The following is a 17,345-nucleotide window of genomic DNA, read 5'->3' as shown; positions in this document are numbered from 1 at the left end:
GCGCATGCAGCCAGCATGCACACACAGCGCTATTCTCAGAACAGTTCGTACGGAGTGTGGGCATGCGGATATTGGTGGTCGAGGACGATGCACAGATCGCCAGCTTCCTGGTCAAGGGACTGAAGGAAGAGGGGCATGCCGTGGACAGCGTGGCCGATGGCCGGCAGGGCCTGTTCATGGCCACCACCGAGGCCTACGCGGCGATCGTGCTGGACCGCATGCTGCCGGTGATCGACGGCATGACCGTGCTGCGCACCCTGCGCGGTGCCGGCATCACTGTGCCGGTATTGATGCTGACCGCCCTGGGTGAGGTGGAACATCGGGTCGAAGGCCTGCGCGCTGGTGCCGATGACTACCTGGTCAAGCCCTTCGCCTATTCCGAGTTCAGCGCACGTCTGGAAAGCCTGTTGCGCCGTGGCGGCAATGCCGCTGCAGCGGGCGAAGCCACCCGCCTGCGGGTGGAGGACCTGGAGTTGGACCTGCTCAAGCGCAGCGCCAGCCGCGCTGGCCGCAGCATCGAATTGTTGCCGCGTGAATTCCGCCTGCTGGAATACCTGATGCGGCAGAGTGGCCGGGTGGTAACGCGGACCATGCTGCTGGAGGCGGTCTGGGACTATCACTTCGATCCGCAGACCAATGTGATCGATGTGCATATCAGCCGCCTGCGGCAGAAGATCGATCACGGTCATGCCATGCCCTTGCTGCATACCGTGCGTGGCGCCGGCTACCGGCTGGGCAACTGATGCGCTTGTTGCGCTCCACCACGTCGCGGCTGGCGCTGTCGGTATCGATGGCGTTTCTGCTGGCGTGCATGCTGCTTGGTACCGGCATCTATCTGGCGGTGTCCACGCTGCTGGAGCGCGACGCGCACGAACTCGTGCGTGCCGACGGTGCAGGCCTGCGCGATATCTATCGTCACGCTGGTTACGGTCGTCTGCGCGAAGAGATACAAACGCGCATCGAAATGCCCGAGGATCCTGACGCGCTGTACATGCTGTTGGCTGCCGATGGCAGGGTGGTCGCCGGCTCCTTGCAGGCGGTGCCCGGTTGGAAGTCGCAGCAGCGCTGGCTGGAGTTCGTCGATGAAGAGGCCGACGATGCCCCGCGGGTGGTGGCCTACCAACAGCAGTTGGATAACGGTGGCTACCTGATCACCGGCCTGCGCATGCGCTCGGAGGATGGCTTTCTTCGACTGATCCTGCATTCTGCCTTGGCTGCATTGCTGGTTGCAGCGCTGATGGGCGCGATTGTCGGGCGCTGGACATCGCGCTGGGTTGCGCGTCGCCTGGCCAGTCTGGACCGCACCGCCGAGCGGGTTGCCGCTGGCGAGATGGAACTGCGCGCGCATAGCGATGGCAGCGGCGATGCGTTTGATCGGGTCGCCTTGCGTTTCAACGGCATGCTCGATCGCATCCAGGAACTGCTGGATGGCGTTCGTCACGCCACCGATCACATCGCTCATGATCTGCGTACGCCGCTGAGCCGTTTGCGCGGGAGGCTGGAAACGATGCGCGCTACGCCAGCGATCGCAGCTTCGCCGCAGGCCTTGGCCGAGTTGGATGCGGGTCTGGCCGAAACCGATACCTTGTTGCAGTCGTTTGCGGCCTTGCTGCGGCTGGCGCGCATCGAAGCCCAGGCACCGCCGCAAGGTGAGGGCGCGCAGCCGCTCGACCTGCAGGCGCTGGCGACCGATGCCATCGAGCTGTATGCACCGATGGCAGCCGAGCGCGGTCTGCAGCTCGTGCAGCACACGGCGCCGGTCATTGTTCCCGGCGATGCGGATCAACTGTTCCAGTTGCTGATCAATCTGCTGGACAACGCCATCAAGTACGCGCCGGCCGGCACCGCCATAACCGTCACGATAGGCCGGGAACAGGGGCAGGCGCTGTTGCAGGTCGACGATCAGGGGCCGGGTATCCCGGTCCAGGAGCGGCAGCGGGTGTTTGATCGCTTCGAGCGCCTGCAGATCGACCGCGGCACGCCCGGCACCGGCCTTGGGTTGAGTCTGGTGCGGGCGGTGGTACATCGGCACCGCGGTAGCGTCACTCTGGACGACTGCGGGCCAGGTTTGCGGGTGCGTGTGCTGTTGCCTGCAACGGAAAGCCGATAGATGCAGGTGGCAGTAGTCCCATGGCAGCTTTGCAGTTGAGGATCGCCTGCGGTGATGGTGGTCTCTAAAGAGGGCCACTGGGTCACTATCGAAATCGACAAGCCGCGGTGCAACTGTTGGCGCCGCGATAAGCGGTCTGCGCAGAGGTGTTCGGGAGTGGGTCTGAGGGAGTGACACGATAGGCTTGGGTGCACCATCTAGCTATCCCCGCATGCGTATTAAAGGGCACCTGAAGGCAGAAAAAAATAGATTTCAGGGTACTGCTGGAAATTAATATTTCTGAAATTTACCCGACCATAGGATCTCGCCCGGTTTGTCCATTCCGGGAACGTCTATATGGTTCAGTATCCAAAGAACAACGCCAGGTCTCCTGCTTTATCCGCACTGTCCCTGGTAGTTTTTTCTCTAGTGCCGCGGTTTGCCGAGGCTGCGAAGGCGGACGAAGCACCGCTTCCGGTCAAGTTGGATGGCATCACGGTGACAGCGCAGAAACGCGAACAGTCGATCAAGGATGTGCCTATATCCATTTTCGCCGTGGTGGGGCAGGACATAGAGAAGCAGAATTTCACCGATTTCGAACGGATGTCTACACGAATTCCGGGTTTTTTTGTGCAGCAGCAAACCGATAGTTCGGCAAGTTTCGTGATGCGTGGTATCGAAGCGGGAAATGCTGGTGCAGTGTCCGAGCCCAGTATTTCATTCTTTCTCAACGACGTTGATACCAGTCGTTCGCGAGGAATGCTCAAGGAGTTGTTCGATATCGAGCGGGTGGAGGTGGCCAAGGGACCTCAAGGCACGTTGTATGGGCGTGGTGCGCAGATCGGCGCGATTGCCGTCTATACCCGCAAAGCTGACCTGTCCAATCGTGAGTGGCAGACCGAGGGGCAGTTGGGGAACTATGGCCTATACAGTGGTACTGCGATCTACAACGCCCCGTTGATCAAGGACGAGCTTGGCCTGCGTGTCGCCGTGCGCAGACGTGAGCGGAGCGGCTACGTACGTAACCTGTCAGGTGGGGATAAGTTGAATGATGATGCGATGCTGGCGGGTCGGTTCTCGCTGCGCTGGCGGCCAATAGAGGCACTTTCTCTGGACCTGATAGTGGACCATCAGGCTGACGATGATCATGCGGTGATGACCAAGGCGATAAATGTCGCATCGCCTGGCGGTGACGTCAGTCCGTTCAGCGATGCTGCGCAGAGCACGTACGGTCCGCCAGACCGTCGCCGCCAGACCGGAGTAACCGTACTGGCAGACTGGTCCGTCTCAGATGCCTGGCAATTGCGTTCGATCAGTGCGTGGCGTGAGGTCAAGTTCGCCGAGTCGTGGGATGCCGATGGCACCAGCTATCCGTTCCTGATTGGTCGCAACCTGGCAGATGATCAGCGCATTCTCAGTCAGGAAATCCGGCTTGGCTACGATCCTGGCGGGGTGTTTCGTGCCAATTTTGGTGGTGGCTACTATCGGGACGACGCGCATAATCTCACTGAATTCACAGTGAGCGAGCAGTACCTGCTTGGTGGTTTTCCGCGAGGTTTGCGGCCGGTGACAGAGTTCATGGGGCTGCCGGTAACCCAAGGCGTCGCTACCTTGGGTTCGATCACCAATCGGCGTCAGAGCATGTCCATCTACGCCAATGTAGCTTGGGACATGTTGCCAGTACTGACCTTGGATGCTGGATTGCGCTACACCCGCGATCACGCTCGTATTTGGAACTGGTCGCAGGTTTCAACCATTGATGGTATCGCGCCGCTTGTGCTGCCCAATGGCTTTGGCAACTCGCTGGGGCAGCAGTTTTCAAAGGGTGATACGTTCAATCTGCTGCAGCCGCGGGCCGCGTTGACATGGAAATTGAACAAGCAGATCAATCTCTACGCAGGGGTGTCGCGCGGACTACGCTCTGGTTATCCGCAGATCACGTTCGACGCTCCACTCAACGGTAAGGCAAGTCCTCATCCGGGTGCGGTGAGTACGGAGGAGGTTCTCAGCTATGAGGTGGGGGCAAAGGGCACGGTCGGCAGTCGCTTCTACTTTGACGCGGCAGCGTTTACCTATGACTACAATGATTTTCAGACGCGTGGCATCGACATTACGCTGCCGGTGGTCAACGCGGGTAAAGCAAGTGCGCGCGGCCTTGAGCTGACCGGCTCGTTGCAGCTACTGCGTTCACTGACGTTGACCAGTGCCTATGCCTACCTGCACACACGTTATGACAAGTTCACTGAGCTGGTGGATGGTGCGTTGGAGGACCGCGCAGGCAATGTGTTCCGTATGGCGCCCCGGCATACGGCCAGCGTCAGTTTGGATTGGCGGGCGCCGGCGTTCGGGCGCTGGGAATCTTTCGCCAGCGGCAGCTACGCCTGGCGATCGCACTACTTTCTTAATAACGACAATCTGGAAAGCGAGAGCCAAAAAGCGTTCGGACTACTCGATCTGCGCGCTGGCCTGGAGCGCAGTGGTGGCGGCGTGATTCTGGAGGTCTATGCGGAAAATGCGTTGAATACCGAGTGGGTCCGCGATGTCGGAAACAGCGGTAAATCGTTCGGGATACCTACTTCCATACGCGCCAATCCTCGGATGTTTGGCGTGCGTCTGCGCCTGCAAGGTTGGGGGGAAGCAAAATGAGACGAGCAGCGACATGTCTGGTGAGCCTGCTCGTAGCAACAGGCGTCAGTGCTGCGGAGCCGCGATTGAATCAGATACAGGTGGTTGGAACCCACAACAGCTACAGCCAACCGGCCGATCCTCGGGTTTTCCAGATCATGAATCCGCTCTTGCAGCCGGTGGTTGCCGAGCTGATGAAGCGGATGCCGGAGGACATACAGCGCGAGCTTGCTGACGAGCATCCACATGGTTTGGGTGGAGACCTGCAGCATGCATTGGAATATCGCTTTCCGGGTATTGAGGCGCAGCTACGCTTGGGGGTGCGTAGTGTGGAGCTGGACCTCAATGTTGATCATGAAGGTGGACGGTTCAGTGATCCGTTGCCCTATCGGCGGCTGCGCGAGCAAGGCGTCCGCGACTTCGAGCCCCTGTATGAAGCGGCTCTGCACGAACCTGGATTGAAAACCCTGCACATGGCGGATGTGGACTTCCGCAGCAGTTGCCCGAGTTTCCGCATATGCCTGCAGCAACTGCGCGGTTGGTCCGATGCCAGCCCAGGGCACAGTCCCGTGTTTGTTCTGCTGGAGCCGAAGTTCTCAAGCATGACGTCGGTACTTGCCGATGCGACCGCTGTGCAAGCATTCGATGCGCGCGCTTTCGCCGAGCTGGATGCATCCATTGCCAGTGTGCTGGGACGTGAGCGGGTGATCACACCCGACGACGTGCGCGGTGACTCGCTGACCCTGGAGGCGGCTGTGCGTGCGGGCCGTTGGCCGCTCCTATCCCAGGCGCGAGGAAAGTTCGTGTTCTTGATGATCGTTCCTGGCATGAATCTGGCGACTTTCGCACCGTACCTGCAAGGGCGGCCCAACCTGGAGGGTCGGATGGCGTTCGTGCAGGGCCGGCCGGGTATGCCGCATGCGGCGTTTGTGTTGATCGACAACGCGCTGAGTCGCGGTGAAGAGATCCGCAGCCTGGTCGGGAAGGGCTATCTGGTGCGCAGTCGTGCCGATATCGATACAGGCGAGGCACGTGTCAACAGCGTCTCGCGACGCGAAGCGGCGCTGAGCAGTGGGGCGCAGGTTGTGTCTACTGATTACCCGTTCAGTCCGAACATCTTCGGGAACAGCTATGTTGTCCGGCCATTTGAGGGTGGTTGGCGCTTGAACCCGGTCAATGGGGATAGCTCAGTCGTTCCCTGAGAACCTGAATACGGCATGCCGAGCGTCGGATCTGCCGGTGGCGCGCTACTTCGGGAGGGGAGTGCGTCCTCGGCAGGTGGGTTGTAGGCGACGGTTGCGATGCCGGTAGCGGGGCCTTGCTGTTGCAGGTGAAAGCAAAACCTCGCACACCGGCTCCCACACGTCGGGGCCGACATGCGGTAAAGTTGCCCGGTGCCCATTCTGACGACCAAGCGTTCCCTTTCTTCCGCTCGCCGCTGGTGGCGATGGTGGCCCGTTGCCGTCGTCCGTACCGCCATCGTCGATTCCCGGAAGGAAAGCCGTCTTGATCACGCAAGAGCAGTTCCAGCAGCTGGCCGCTGAAGGCCACAGCGCACACCCGCATAATTTCGTACCCGTCGTCCGCGAAGTACTGTCCGACCTGGACACGCCACTTTCGGTCTATCTGAAGCTCGCCGACGGCCCCTATACCTACTTGTTTGAATCGGTCGAAGGCGGCGAACGCTTCGGGCGCTATTCCATCATCGGCATGCCTGCACGCCGTATCTACAGCTTCCGTGGGCATACGCTGGAAGTCAGCGAGGTGGGCGAAGTGGTCGAGCGCCGCGAAGTAGCTGATCCGCTGGCCGAGGTTGAAGTGCTGCGCAAGCAGTACTCGGTGCCGCAGCTGGAGGGCTTGCCGGGCTTCACCGGCGGCCTGGTCGGCTGGTTCGGCTTCGAGTGCATTCAGTACATCGAGCCGCATCTGGGCGCGGGCGACAAGCCTGATGAACTCGGTACGCCCGACATCCTGCTGATGCTGTCCGAAGAGCTGGCGGTGTTCGACAACCTCAAGGGCCGGTTGTACCTGATCGTGCACGCTGACCCGGCACAGCCGCAGGCCTGGGCCCGCGCCAATCGTCGTCTTGATGAGCTTGCTCATAGGCTGCGTCAGGGTGGCGCTGGTTACCCACAGTCGCAGGTCTCCGATGCCATCGACGAGCAGGATTTCCAGTCCTCGTTCACCCGCGAGGAGTACCACGCGGTGGTGCGCAAGGCGCAGGATTACGTGCGCGCCGGCGATATTTTCCAAGTAGTCCCGAGCCAGCGCCTGCGCGTGCCGTTCCGTGCGCGGCCGATCGACGTGTACCGCGCGCTGCGCGCGTTGAATCCGTCGCCGTACATGTATTTCATCGATGTTGGCGGCACCCAGGTGGTCGGCTCCTCGCCGGAGATCCTGGCGCGCCTGCGCGATGGCATCGTCACCGTGCGTCCGATCGCCGGCACCCGTCCACGCGGCGCCACGCCGGAACTGGACAAGGCACTGGAAGTCGAGCTGCTGGCCGATCCCAAGGAGCGTGCCGAGCATGTGATGCTGATCGATCTTGGCCGCAATGATGTCGGCCGCGTCGCCGAACCGGGCACGGTCAAGGTCGGCGAGCAGTTCGTGATCGAGCGCTACAGCCACGTCATGCATATCGTCAGCGAAGTCACCGGCACCTTGAAGGCTGGGCTGAGCTATAGCGATGTGATGCGCGCGACCTTCCCGGCCGGCACCGTCAGCGGCGCGCCGAAAATCCGTGCGCTGGAAATCATCCGCGAGCTGGAACCGGTCAAGCGCAACGTCTATTCCGGCGCAGTCGGCTACATCGGCTGGAACGGCGATGCCGATACCGCCATCGCCATCCGCACCGCGGTGATCCAGGACGGTTACCTGTACGTGCAGGCTGGCGGCGGCGTGGTCTACGACTCCGATCCCGATGCCGAATGGCAGGAAACCATGAACAAGGGCCGCGCGCTGTTCCGTGCGGTGGCGCAGGCCGCGAAGGGCCTGTAAATCTGGCGTCAACGCCAGCTTTTTTCGACGTACCTGCTGTTCCTCTCACCATGACAAGGAGTGCCGCATGAAGTTGCCCCGCATGTTGCTGTGGTCATCGTTGCTGTTTGCCGCTGTTCCGCAGGCGTGGGCGCAGGCCAACTCCATTCCGTCACAGCCGCATCTGCTGGTGAAGGGTGATGCCAGCCGCAAGGTGATGCCGGATCGCTTCGTGGTGAAGATCGCGTTGGAGTCGGTGGATATGCAGACCGACATCGCCCGGCGCAAGGTCCAGGCCAATGCGGAGCGGACCATGGCCTTGTTCGCCAAGCACGGCGCCATTGCTGAGACGGTGCGCATGGACAACCTGAGCATCGAGCCATCCACGCGTTACAAGGACGATGAGGATGTGTTTGTAGGCACCGCTGTCAGCCGCGATCTGGAAGGTGCGTTTGAGAAGCCTGAGCAGTTGCAGGCCTTTCTTGGCGAGTTGAACGCCAGCAAGGAGGTCCAGGTGCGGACTGCTGCTCCGATGTATTCGGGTGAGGCGCGCCTTCGAGCCGAACTCAAGGCCGAAGCGGCTGCGCAGACGCGCGCATCGGCCAATGGGCTCGCGGATGCCTACGGGGCGAAGATCATCGGCCTCTATACGATTTCCGATGTCGCCCCCAGTTTTGCTTACGGCGTGCAGGCCGGTAGCTGGCCGAATGCAAACAGAGCGGACACCTTCTTTAGGGAAAGCGATTCGCTGGATCGGGTACAGGTTAGCGGTAGTCGCAATTTTGGCTATGCGGCACCACCACCCGGTGAGCAGCTGATAGCCAGGCCGATCACCTACACCGAAAATGTCTACGCCATATTTCTGATTAGCGATGGAAACTGAATCATGCTGTTGATGATCGACAACTACGACAGCTTCACCTTCAACCTCGTGCAATACCTGCAGATGCTGGGTGCCGAAGTGAAGGTGGTGCGCAATGACGCGATGAGCGTCGCTGAAATCGCCGCGCTGCAGCCTTCACACATCGTGGTATCGCCCGGCCCGAAGACGCCGAACGAAGCCGGTGTGTCGCTGGAGGTGATCCGCCAGCTCGGCCCGACCATTCCGCTGTTCGGTGTATGCCTGGGCCACCAGGCCATCGGTCAGATATATGGCGGCGACGTGATCCGCGCCAGCAACATCATGCACGGCAAGGTCTCGCCGATCCGGCATGAAGGCAAGGGCGTGTTCGCCGGCCTGCCGGATCGTTACGAGGCCACCCGCTACCACTCGCTGGTGGTGGACAAGAACACCCTGCCGGCGGCGCTGGAAATTACCGCCTGGACCGAGAATCCGGATGGTTCGATGGAAGAGATCATGGGCCTGCGTCACCGCGAGTACCCGGTCGAGGGCGTGCAGTTCCATCCCGAATCCATCCTTACCCAGCACGGTCACGCGCTGATGAAAAACTTCCTGGACCGCACATGTTGATCGAGCCCAGCCAGCTGCTGCTGTTCATGCTCGCGGGCTGGTTGTTGAACCTCACGCCGGGCCCGGATGTGCTGTACATCATCAGCCGCTCGCTGCGTGGCGGCCGGCGCGCTGGTTTCGCCGCCATTGCCGGCATCAGTGCCGGTTGTCTGGTGCACGTGCTGCTGGCTTCGCTGGGCCTGGGCATGGTGCTGGCGACCTCGGCCACCCTGTTCACCGTGATCAAGTGGATCGGCGCGGCGTATCTGCTGTGGGTGGGCGTGCGCCTGCTGCGCAACACCGGTGAGTCGACCCTGCAGGCCGATATCGCTGCCAGCAGCGGTAGCGCAGGCTCATGGCGGCAGGTATTTGCCGGCGGCTTCCTGACCAATGTGCTGAATCCGAAGGTGGTGCTGTTCTTCCTGGCATTCCTGCCGCAGTTCATCGCGCCGTCGGTGCAGAACAAGCCGTTGGCGTTCGCGCTGCTGGGGCTGATCTTCATGGTCAATGCGCTGCCGATCAATGCGGCTTACGTGTTGGCGGCCGATCGTGTGCGCAGTAGCCGTTGGGCTGCGCGCGGCATGCAGTGGCTGGACAAGCTGGCCGGCGTGCTGTTCATCGGCTTCGGCCTGCGTTTGGCGCTTACCGCGAGGCCAACGCCATGAGCCTGCAGGATTTCCGCCTGTTCGTGGTTATGCTCGGTGGACGCCATGCGCGCGCCAATACCGAAGTGCATGACGTGGTATTCGGGGTTGGCCCCAGCATCGAACAGACCTATCCACAGCTGCGCCAGCAATGGTTCGGTGAGGCTGCAGGCCTGCATCTGGATTCGTGGATGACGGTCGATGGCGTCGAGGACTGGCAGGTACGCATCTGCGATGACGCGCCTGCGGCCGACGCGCCGACGCTGTACTTCGTCAACCTCGGCGGCTATGTCGAGGGTGAATTCGGCGAAGCGCATCGCTATCTGCTGGTGGTCGCTGCCGATGCGGTCGAAGCCAAGCGCAAGGCGCTGGCGCAGGCCGAGGCGCAGTGGATCAAGCCGCACCGCGACGCGCTGCTGGAAGTGGACAGCTGCCTGCCGGTCGGGCCGATCGGTGGCCTGCACGTGCAGTTGCGCCGTGGCGCACACGCCGGCATCCACAGCCAAAGCGACTACATCGTTATTTCCTGATTCTGGAGTTGTCATGACCATCACCGCGCAGGAAGCCCTGCAACGCACCATCGAGCACCGCGAGATCTTCTTCGACGAGATGGTCGATCTGATGCGGCAGATCATGCGTGGCGAAATCTCGCCGACCATGACCTCGGCCATCCTCACCGGCCTGCGCGTGAAGAAAGAAACCGTTGGCGAGATCGCCGGCGCGGCTACGGTAATGCGCGAGTTCGCGCGCCCGGTGCAGGTCGCCGACAAGACCCATCTGGTCGACATCGTCGGCACCGGTGGCGATGGCTCGCATACCTTCAACATCTCCACCTGCTCGATGTTCGTGGTGGCCGCGGCCGGCGCCAAGGTGGCCAAGCACGGCAACCGCAGTGTGTCGTCCAAGTCCGGCAGCGCCGATGCGGTGGAAGCGCTGGGTGCGGTGATCGAGCTGCAGCCCGAGCAGGTGGCGCAAGCCATCGAGCAAACCGGCATCGGCTTCATGTTTGCGCCCATGCACCATCCGGCGATGAAGGTAGTCGCGCCGGTACGCCGCGAAATGGGCGTGCGCACCATCTTCAACATCCTCGGCCCGCTGACCAACCCAGTCGGCGCAACCAATATCCTGATGGGCGTGTTCCACCCGGATCTGGTCGGCATCCAGGCGCGCGTGCTGCGCGAACTGGGCGCCGAGCGGGCGCTGGTGGTGTGGGGCCGCGACAACATGGACGAGATCTCGCTTGGTGCTGGCACGCTGGTTGGCGAGCTGCGCGACGGCAAGGTGCGCGAGTATGAGATTCATCCGGAAGATTTCGGCATCGCCATGTCTGCCAGCCGCAACCTCAAGGTGGAGAACCCGGAAGAATCCATCGCCATGCTGCGCGCAGTGCTGGACAACCAGCCGGGCCCGGCCAACGATATCGTTGCCCTCAACGCCGGTGCCGCACTGTATGTGGCCGGCGTCGCCGGCAGCATCGCCGATGGCCTGGCCCGCGCCCGCGCGGTGATTGCCGATGGCAGTGCCCGTGAGCGCATGCAGCAGTACGTTGCCACCAGCCGCGCGCTGGCCGGCAATCCCTGATAATTCCCTAATCAATCGCGTCAGCAACGCCCGTCTTCCAGGAAGCAGATCCATGAGCGACATCCTCAACACCATCCTCGCCCGCAAAGTGCAGGAGGTAGCCGAGCGCAGCGTCAACGTGCCGCTGGCCGAGTTGAAGGCGCGCCTGGCCGATGCCTCGCCGGTGCGTGGCTTTGCCAATGCGCTGAACGCGGCCATCGCCAATGGCGACCCGGCGGTGATTGCCGAGGTCAAGAAGGCCAGCCCGTCCAAGGGCGTGATCCGACCGGATTTCCACCCGGCCGACATCGCGGTGAGCTACGAACTGGGCGGCGCCAGCTGCCTGTCGGTGCTGACCGATGTGGACTTCTTCCAGGGCGCCGACCTGTACCTGCGTCAGGCCCGCGATGCCTGCACGCTGCCGGTGCTGCGCAAGGACTTCGTCATTGATCCGTACCAGGTCTATGAAGCGCGTGTGCTCGGTGCCGACTGCATCCTGCTGATTGTCTCGGCATTGGACGACCGCCAGCTGGCTGAGCTGTCCGATCTGGCGATGCAGTTGGGTATGGACGTGCTGGTGGAAGTGCACGACATCGACGAGCTGGAGCGCGCCATCCAGGTGCCGGTGCCGCTGGTCGGCATCAACAACCGCAACCTGCGCACCTTTGAGGTCTCGCTGGAGACGACGTTGGAGATGCGCAACGCGGTGCCGCGCGACCGCCTGCTGGTCACCGAGAGCGGCATCATGGGCCCGGCCGACGTCAAGCTGATGCGCGAGGCTGGGGTCAATGCCTTCCTGGTCGGTGAGACCTTCATGCGCGTCGAAGAGCCGGGCGAGGGCCTGCGTCAGCTATTCTTCCCGGCATGACTGATCCCTACCCAAACCCTCGTGACGACGCTCAACTGGTCGTCTTCGACTTCGATCACACCCTGTACGACGGCGATTCCGGCAGCCACCTGTTCGCCTGGCTGATCAAGCGCAATCCGCTGCGGCTGTTGGCGGCGATCCTTGCCACACCGTTGCTGGGGCCGCTTGTGGCGATGCTGCCGACGCGTCGATTTGGCATTTCCGGTTATGTCTGGATCGCCACCTTTGGCCTGCACCAGGCGCGCGAGTTCAACAAGGTGATCGACCAGTACGTGCTCAAGCACGAACCGCAGATCCGCCAGCACCTGCTGCCGCATGCCTTGCAGGTGTTCGCCGCGCACCGCCGTGCCGGCGATCGGGTGATCGTGGCCACCGGTGCGCCGCCGGAACTGGCCCGCGCCATCCTGGCTTTCGTGGCCGAGCAGGGCGTGCCGGTGATCGGCAGCGAGGTGGGTCCGCGCTTGGGCGCGATGGGTGCCACCCGTCACTGCCACAACGAAGAGAAGATGCGCATGCTGCGCGAACGCGGCTACGGCGACATCGCCATCGCCTATTCCGACAGCACTGCCGATCTGCCGTTGCTCAAGGCCGCCAAGGCCCCGGTGGTGGTGAATCCCAAGCATTCGCGCGTGGAGTATTTCGGCAAGGTATTGCCAGCCGGCACCCCGATCCTCAACTGGGGCTGCCCGGGGCGCGGCGGCAAGCCGCTGCCCAAGTAATCCAAAGCGGAGCCGGCAACGATCCAGCCGGAGCCGACATCCCTTCTCCCGTCTGCGGGAGAGCAAAGGGCCTGCCCCCGCAAAGGCGGGGGGGCGGTAGAGTCTGTCCCCGCGAAGGCGGGGGGGCGGATGAGGGGGCTTTCGACTCGCCTGAAAAACTGCCGGAGCCCACATCCCTTCTCCCGCTTGCGGGAGAAGGTGCCCGGAGGGCGGATGAGGGGGCTTTTGATCTGCGCCTTGAATAGCTGGTGCCCGCGAAGGCAGGGCCGATGAAGGGAGCTTTTAAGTTCTAAGCAAGATCAAAAGCTGCCCTCACCCCACCCCCGCTACGCGCCCCGGCCCTTGCGCTGGCGCAAGGTCGTTCGACGGGCAGCGAACCAGTGGTTCGCAAGCTGCCCGCCTCACCCCGCAAGCGGGAGAGGGGCTATCAGAGCAGTATCGCCTCACGTTCCTCAAGGCGCGCGCAGCTTCACCACAGCCATGCCAATCTGGAACAGGCTGATCGACAGCACCAATACCCCGACGGCAATCAGTACCCAGCGCTCCTTGACCCGCTTCACCAGTAGCGCCGCCACCGGCGCGGCCATCATCCCGCCGACCAGCAGGCCGGCGACGATGGATAGGTGCTGCAGGCCCATCGAAAGCAGGAAGGTCGCCGAGATCGACAAGGTGACCACGAACTCGGCCGCGTTGACCGAACCAATGGTGGTCCGAGCCTGGCCGCCACGGGCCAGCAGGGTGGACGTGGCTACCGGCCCCCAGCCACCACCGCCGGTGGCGTCCAGCAGGCCGGCGAAAAAGCCCAGCACCGGTACCCGCTTCACTTGCTGCTTGGCTGCGAACTTACCGGCCGCGCGGGCCAGGATGAAAATGGCCAGCACCAGCAGGTAGAGGTAGATGAACGGGCGTACGACATCGCCCGGTAGCTGGGTCAACACATAGGCGCCGATCGCCCCGCCAATGGCGCCGGGTATGGCCAGCCGAAAGAACAGGCGCTTGTCGACATTGCCGGCCACCAGATGCGAGACCCCGGAAGCGCCGGTGGTGAACACCTCGGCGGTATGGATGCTGGCGCTGACCGCCGCAGGCGGCAGCCCCATGCTCAGCAGCACCGAGGATGAAATAAGCCCGAACGCCATGCCCAGCGCGCCATCCACCAGCTGCGCGCCCAGTCCGATCAGGATGAACCAGTAAAATTCGTTACCAAATTCCATGGCTCAAGCCTGCGGGCCGAGGCGGGGCAGGTCAAGCAAGGCTGCATCGGTAACCAATGCGGTGCTGCCCTTGGCGAGCCGGCCCGACTGGCCGGCTCGGCTGCCGATGCGATTCAGCCCGCGTCCGCTGACAGGAGGCCCATTTTCTGGAAGGTCTGGCGGGTTGCCTCGTTCAGATCGTAGTCCCCAAGCTGGGAGGGTTGGACCCACGCATACTCGGTGAACTCCTCATTGAGCTGGATCGGGGTGTCGTCGATGCTGCATTCGAACAGCAGAAAGACCATATAGATCAGGCGCGTTTCCCCACCCGGCAGCATCTTCTCGCGGAGGCGGTCGGTGAAGAAAAGCGGGCGTGCCGAGGCAAGGCCGACGCTGAGTTCTTCCCTGATTTCCCGTCGAAGCGCGTCTTCAAGGCTTTCTCCTGGCTCGACACCGCCGCCGGGCAGGGCCCACTGGCCCGGGTAGACGCCGCGGTCGATGGGCATCTTGCACAGCAGCACGGCGCCATCAGCGGCGCGGATGACCGGTACCACGACCAGTCGTGTGGGGGCGTCTTGATTCATCACTGGATTCCAAAATCGAGAGGATGGCTCCGTGTCTACCTGTAGGGCAGATGGAGCGGTACCTGCCTCAGCCAGCTATGGCGCAGCTGGAAAATCAGGGCAGACAGCAGCATAGCCGCTGCCCCAAGGGAGCGGGTTGCAAGAACAGGGCGTCTGGCAGCCGTAGGGGCGCCACTGAGGCAGGCGATGGCTCTGCAAGGCAGGCGTGCCGTTTGCATGAGCGGGGAGCCTCGACAGCTGCTCGGGAGCAGCGGGCAGAGAGCTTGGGCTGGATGACGCTGCGCTTGTCAGCGTTTTAGTTCACAGTTTTCGACTGGGGCTTTCTCAGCGCCCATCAGACCAAGAGCCCCCTTTTCGTAAAGGGGGGGCGACAGGCGCGGGGAATTGGAGGCGGGGAGCCGGGGCCCATGGTTTGCTTCGCGCACCATGGGGGTAACACCCGCATAGCGGGTATTACCGCGTCCCGTACAGGACCACGGTCTTGCCCCGGGCATGCAGCAGGCCGTCGGCCTGCAGCTTCTTCAATACACGGCCGGCCATTTCCCGCGAGCAGCCCACCAGCCTGGCGATTTCTTGACGCGAGACGCGCAGCTGGGTGCCCTGGGGGTGGCTCATCGATTCCGGTTCCTTGGACAGATCGTGCAGGGTGCGGATGATGCGGTCGGTCACGTCCAGGAAGGCCAGGCGGCTGGCCTTGCGGCTGGTATGCAGCAGGCGGCGGGAGATCTGTGAGCCGATGGCGTACAGCAGCTTGGGCGCGTCCACCGACAGCGGGCCCAGGAACAGCTGGTGCAGGCGCTCGTAGCTGATCTCGGCCAGTTCGCAGGGGGTGCGGGTGCGCAGGATGACTTCGCGCTTGTCCGACTCGATGAACAGGCCCATCTCGCCGACAAACTCGCCGGCACCGAAGTAGCCCAGTACCAGTTCACGGTCGTCGTCTTCCTCGGCAATGATGCTGACCGAGCCGCTGATCACGTAATACATGGTCCCGGCAGGGTCACCCGGGCGGAACACATCGGTCCGCGCCGGGTAGCGGCGACGGTGGCTATGGGCCAGAAAGCGGTCGATGGTCGCGATGTCCAGCGCCAGCGGGCTGGAGGCAAGACGCACGTTTGACGCGGTGGTGGCGTTACCTGGGCTCATGATGGCGTTCACAGTTTGGATGAACTTGCTTAATGGGCAAGCTTAACGACGCCGAGCATAAGGGGCAAACGGGCATAAAGGTTCAAGTATCACAGCGACCCACTTTGCCCCATACTTCCGCCTTTCCCACCATCTACAGGATCGACCGCCGTGGTCAAGCCGTTGCCTCGCCTGAGGTTGCAAGGATTCAACAACCTCACCAAGGCCTTGAGCTTCAACATTTATGACGTCTGCTATGCGCGTACCGAAGAGGAGCGCCAGCGTTATATCGAGTACATCGACGAGGAATACAACGCCGATCGACTCACGCAGATCCTCACCGATGTGGCTGAAATCATCGGTGCGAACATCCTGAACATTGCGCGTCAGGATTACGACCCCCAGGGTGCCTCGGTCACAATTCTCATTTCTGAGGAACCGGTGATCGACAAGAAGCAGGCCGGCAAGGAGTTGATCTCCGATGCCGTGGTTGCGCACATGGACAAGTCGCACATCACTGTGCATACCTATCCAGAAACGCATCCGCAGGAGGGTATTGCTACCTTCCGCGCCGATATCGACGTGGCAACCTGCGGCGTGATTTCGCCGTTGAAGGCGCTGAACTACCTGATCGAGAGTCTGGAATCAGACATCGTGATCATGGACTACCGCGTGCGTGGCTTCACCCGTGACATCAAGGGCAAGAAGCACTACATCGATCACAAGATCAACTCGATCCAGAACTTCCTGGCCAAGAACATCAAGTCGCGTTACGAGATGTTCGATGTCAATGTCTATCAGGAAAATATCTTCCACACGAAGATGCACCTGCAGGACTTTGACCTGGACAAGTACCTGTTCGAAGAGAAGGCCAAGAACCTGTCGTTCAAGGAACGCATGAAGATCGAGGCGCTGCTGCGCCGCGAGATCGAAGAACTGTTCCACGGGCGCAATCTGGCCGAATAAGCACTGCTTGCGCAGGGCCGTTACGCCGGTTTTGCGCAAAAACAGGCGGGACGGCCCGCCCTGCACCTGCTGCAGACGTTTGCCGACGGCGGCCCGATGTGAATGCACCGGGCCGCCGTTTTTTTTGTAAAGGAAGTTGGCTATGCCCTGGATCTACCTGCTGCTTGCGGGCCTGTTTGAGATTGGTTTTGCGCTGGGCCTGAAGTCCAGCGAAGGCTTCACGCGGCTCTGGCCGAGCCTGTTCACCGTGGTATTTGCCGCCATCAGCCTGTGGCTGCTGACCCAGGCGCTGCGCACCATCCCGGTTGGCACCGGTTATGCGATCTGGACCGGTATCGGCGCCGTCGGCGTGGCAGTTGCCGGGGTAATCCTGTTTGGCGACAGCGCCAGCTGGCCGCGCCTGCTGTGCATCGGCCTGATCGTGGCCGGGGTGATCGGCCTGAAGCTGGTCAGCTGAGGTAGCCAGGGTAGTGCCGAGCGTTGCTCGGCAGATGCCTTGTGCAAAAGCTAAATCGTGTAGTGCCGCGCCATGCTCGGCAGGGGCTCTAC

General features: G+C 62.1%; 17 protein-coding genes. 14 read left to right on the top strand and 3 right to left on the bottom strand.

Annotated features, from left to right (window positions below):
* Nucleotides 1-62: 62 nt before the first annotated feature.
* The 12 genes from ACVOLZ_RS18450 (at nt 63) to ACVOLZ_RS18395 (ending at nt 12,931) form a co-directional block, all read left to right on the top strand.
* Nucleotides 63-743: a response regulator transcription factor gene (locus ACVOLZ_RS18450; protein WP_481517394.1), complete on the top strand. Its 681-nt coding sequence runs from the start codon at nt 63-65 to the stop codon at nt 741-743.
* A complete protein-coding gene (locus tag ACVOLZ_RS18445; protein WP_481517393.1) occupies nt 743-2,110 on the top strand; it encodes a sensor histidine kinase in 1,368 nt (455 codons plus the stop codon). The genes ACVOLZ_RS18450 and ACVOLZ_RS18445 overlap by 1 nt, the downstream gene beginning before the upstream one ends.
* Before the next feature lie 336 nt (nt 2,111-2,446).
* Nucleotides 2,447-4,735, top strand: coding sequence for a TonB-dependent receptor (locus ACVOLZ_RS18440; protein WP_481517392.1), 2,289 nt, complete (start codon nt 2,447-2,449; stop codon nt 4,733-4,735).
* Nucleotides 4,732-5,916 carry a Ca2+-dependent phosphoinositide-specific phospholipase C gene (locus tag ACVOLZ_RS18435; protein WP_481517391.1) on the top strand — a complete coding sequence of 395 codons (1,185 nt, stop codon included), beginning with the start codon at nt 4,732-4,734 and terminating at the stop codon, nt 5,914-5,916. Before ACVOLZ_RS18440 ends, ACVOLZ_RS18435 begins: the two co-directional genes overlap by 4 nt.
* 304 nt (nt 5,917-6,220) lie before the next feature.
* Entirely contained in the window at nt 6,221-7,711 is a 1,491-nt protein-coding gene (gene trpE, locus ACVOLZ_RS18430; protein ID WP_481517390.1) for an anthranilate synthase component I, read from the top strand.
* A gap of 67 nt (nt 7,712-7,778) precedes the next feature.
* Nucleotides 7,779-8,573, top strand: a complete 795-nt coding sequence (locus ACVOLZ_RS18425; protein ID WP_481517389.1) for an SIMPL domain-containing protein — start codon at nt 7,779-7,781, stop codon at nt 8,571-8,573.
* Between the two features lie 3 nt (nt 8,574-8,576).
* Complete coding sequence (locus tag ACVOLZ_RS18420) at nt 8,577-9,161, top strand: anthranilate synthase component II (protein ID WP_481517388.1); 585 nt, start codon at nt 8,577-8,579, stop codon at nt 9,159-9,161.
* Nucleotides 9,155-9,805: a LysE family translocator gene (locus ACVOLZ_RS18415; RefSeq protein ID WP_481517387.1), complete on the top strand. Its 651-nt coding sequence runs from the start codon at nt 9,155-9,157 to the stop codon at nt 9,803-9,805. The genes ACVOLZ_RS18420 and ACVOLZ_RS18415 overlap by 7 nt, the downstream gene beginning before the upstream one ends.
* Nucleotides 9,802-10,314 (top strand): DUF1543 domain-containing protein, encoded by a 513-nt coding sequence (locus ACVOLZ_RS18410; protein WP_481517386.1) that lies wholly within the window; start codon nt 9,802-9,804, stop codon nt 10,312-10,314. The genes ACVOLZ_RS18415 and ACVOLZ_RS18410 overlap by 4 nt, the downstream gene beginning before the upstream one ends.
* Nucleotides 10,315-10,327: 13 nt before the next feature.
* Complete coding sequence (trpD, locus tag ACVOLZ_RS18405) at nt 10,328-11,365, top strand: anthranilate phosphoribosyltransferase (RefSeq protein WP_481517385.1); 1,038 nt, start codon at nt 10,328-10,330, stop codon at nt 11,363-11,365.
* A 52-nt stretch (nt 11,366-11,417) separates the two neighbouring features.
* Nucleotides 11,418-12,212, top strand: coding sequence for an indole-3-glycerol phosphate synthase TrpC (trpC, locus tag ACVOLZ_RS18400; protein ID WP_481517384.1), 795 nt, complete (start codon nt 11,418-11,420; stop codon nt 12,210-12,212).
* The gene (locus ACVOLZ_RS18395; RefSeq protein WP_481517383.1) at nt 12,209-12,931 is read left to right on the top strand and encodes a haloacid dehalogenase-like hydrolase; all 723 of its coding nucleotides are present in this window, start codon (nt 12,209-12,211) and stop codon (nt 12,929-12,931) included. The genes trpC and ACVOLZ_RS18395 overlap by 4 nt, the downstream gene beginning before the upstream one ends.
* 452 nt (nt 12,932-13,383) lie before the next feature.
* Here the strand turns inward: ACVOLZ_RS18395 and ACVOLZ_RS18390 are convergent, their stop codons facing one another.
* From ACVOLZ_RS18390 to crp, 3 genes are all read right to left on the bottom strand, one after another.
* On the bottom strand, nt 13,384-14,145 hold the full coding sequence (locus ACVOLZ_RS18390; protein WP_481517382.1) for a sulfite exporter TauE/SafE family protein: 762 nt from the start codon (nt 14,143-14,145) through the stop codon (nt 13,384-13,386).
* A gap of 113 nt (nt 14,146-14,258) precedes the next feature.
* Nucleotides 14,259-14,708, bottom strand: coding sequence for a nucleoside triphosphatase NudI (gene nudI, locus ACVOLZ_RS18385; RefSeq protein WP_481517381.1), 450 nt, complete (start codon nt 14,706-14,708; stop codon nt 14,259-14,261).
* Between the two features lie 453 nt (nt 14,709-15,161).
* Entirely contained in the window at nt 15,162-15,851 is a 690-nt protein-coding gene (gene crp, locus ACVOLZ_RS18380; RefSeq protein ID WP_282271632.1) for a cAMP-activated global transcriptional regulator CRP, read from the bottom strand.
* A 150-nt stretch (nt 15,852-16,001) separates the two neighbouring features.
* Here crp and speD point away from each other — a divergent pair, with 150 nt between their 5' ends.
* Together speD and ACVOLZ_RS18370 are read left to right on the top strand one after the other, a co-directional pair.
* Nucleotides 16,002-16,796 carry an adenosylmethionine decarboxylase gene (gene speD / locus ACVOLZ_RS18375; protein WP_481514339.1) on the top strand — a complete coding sequence of 265 codons (795 nt, stop codon included), beginning with the start codon at nt 16,002-16,004 and terminating at the stop codon, nt 16,794-16,796.
* A gap of 142 nt (nt 16,797-16,938) precedes the next feature.
* Nucleotides 16,939-17,253, top strand: a complete 315-nt coding sequence (locus tag ACVOLZ_RS18370; protein ID WP_481517380.1) for a DMT family transporter — start codon at nt 16,939-16,941, stop codon at nt 17,251-17,253.
* The last annotated feature ends 92 nt before the right edge of the window (nt 17,254-17,345 follow it).

This window comes from Stenotrophomonas sp. STEN020 (assembly GCF_056760195.1).
Note: the sequence above shows the minus strand (reverse complement) of the source record. Positions and strands in the feature narration are given on the sequence as shown.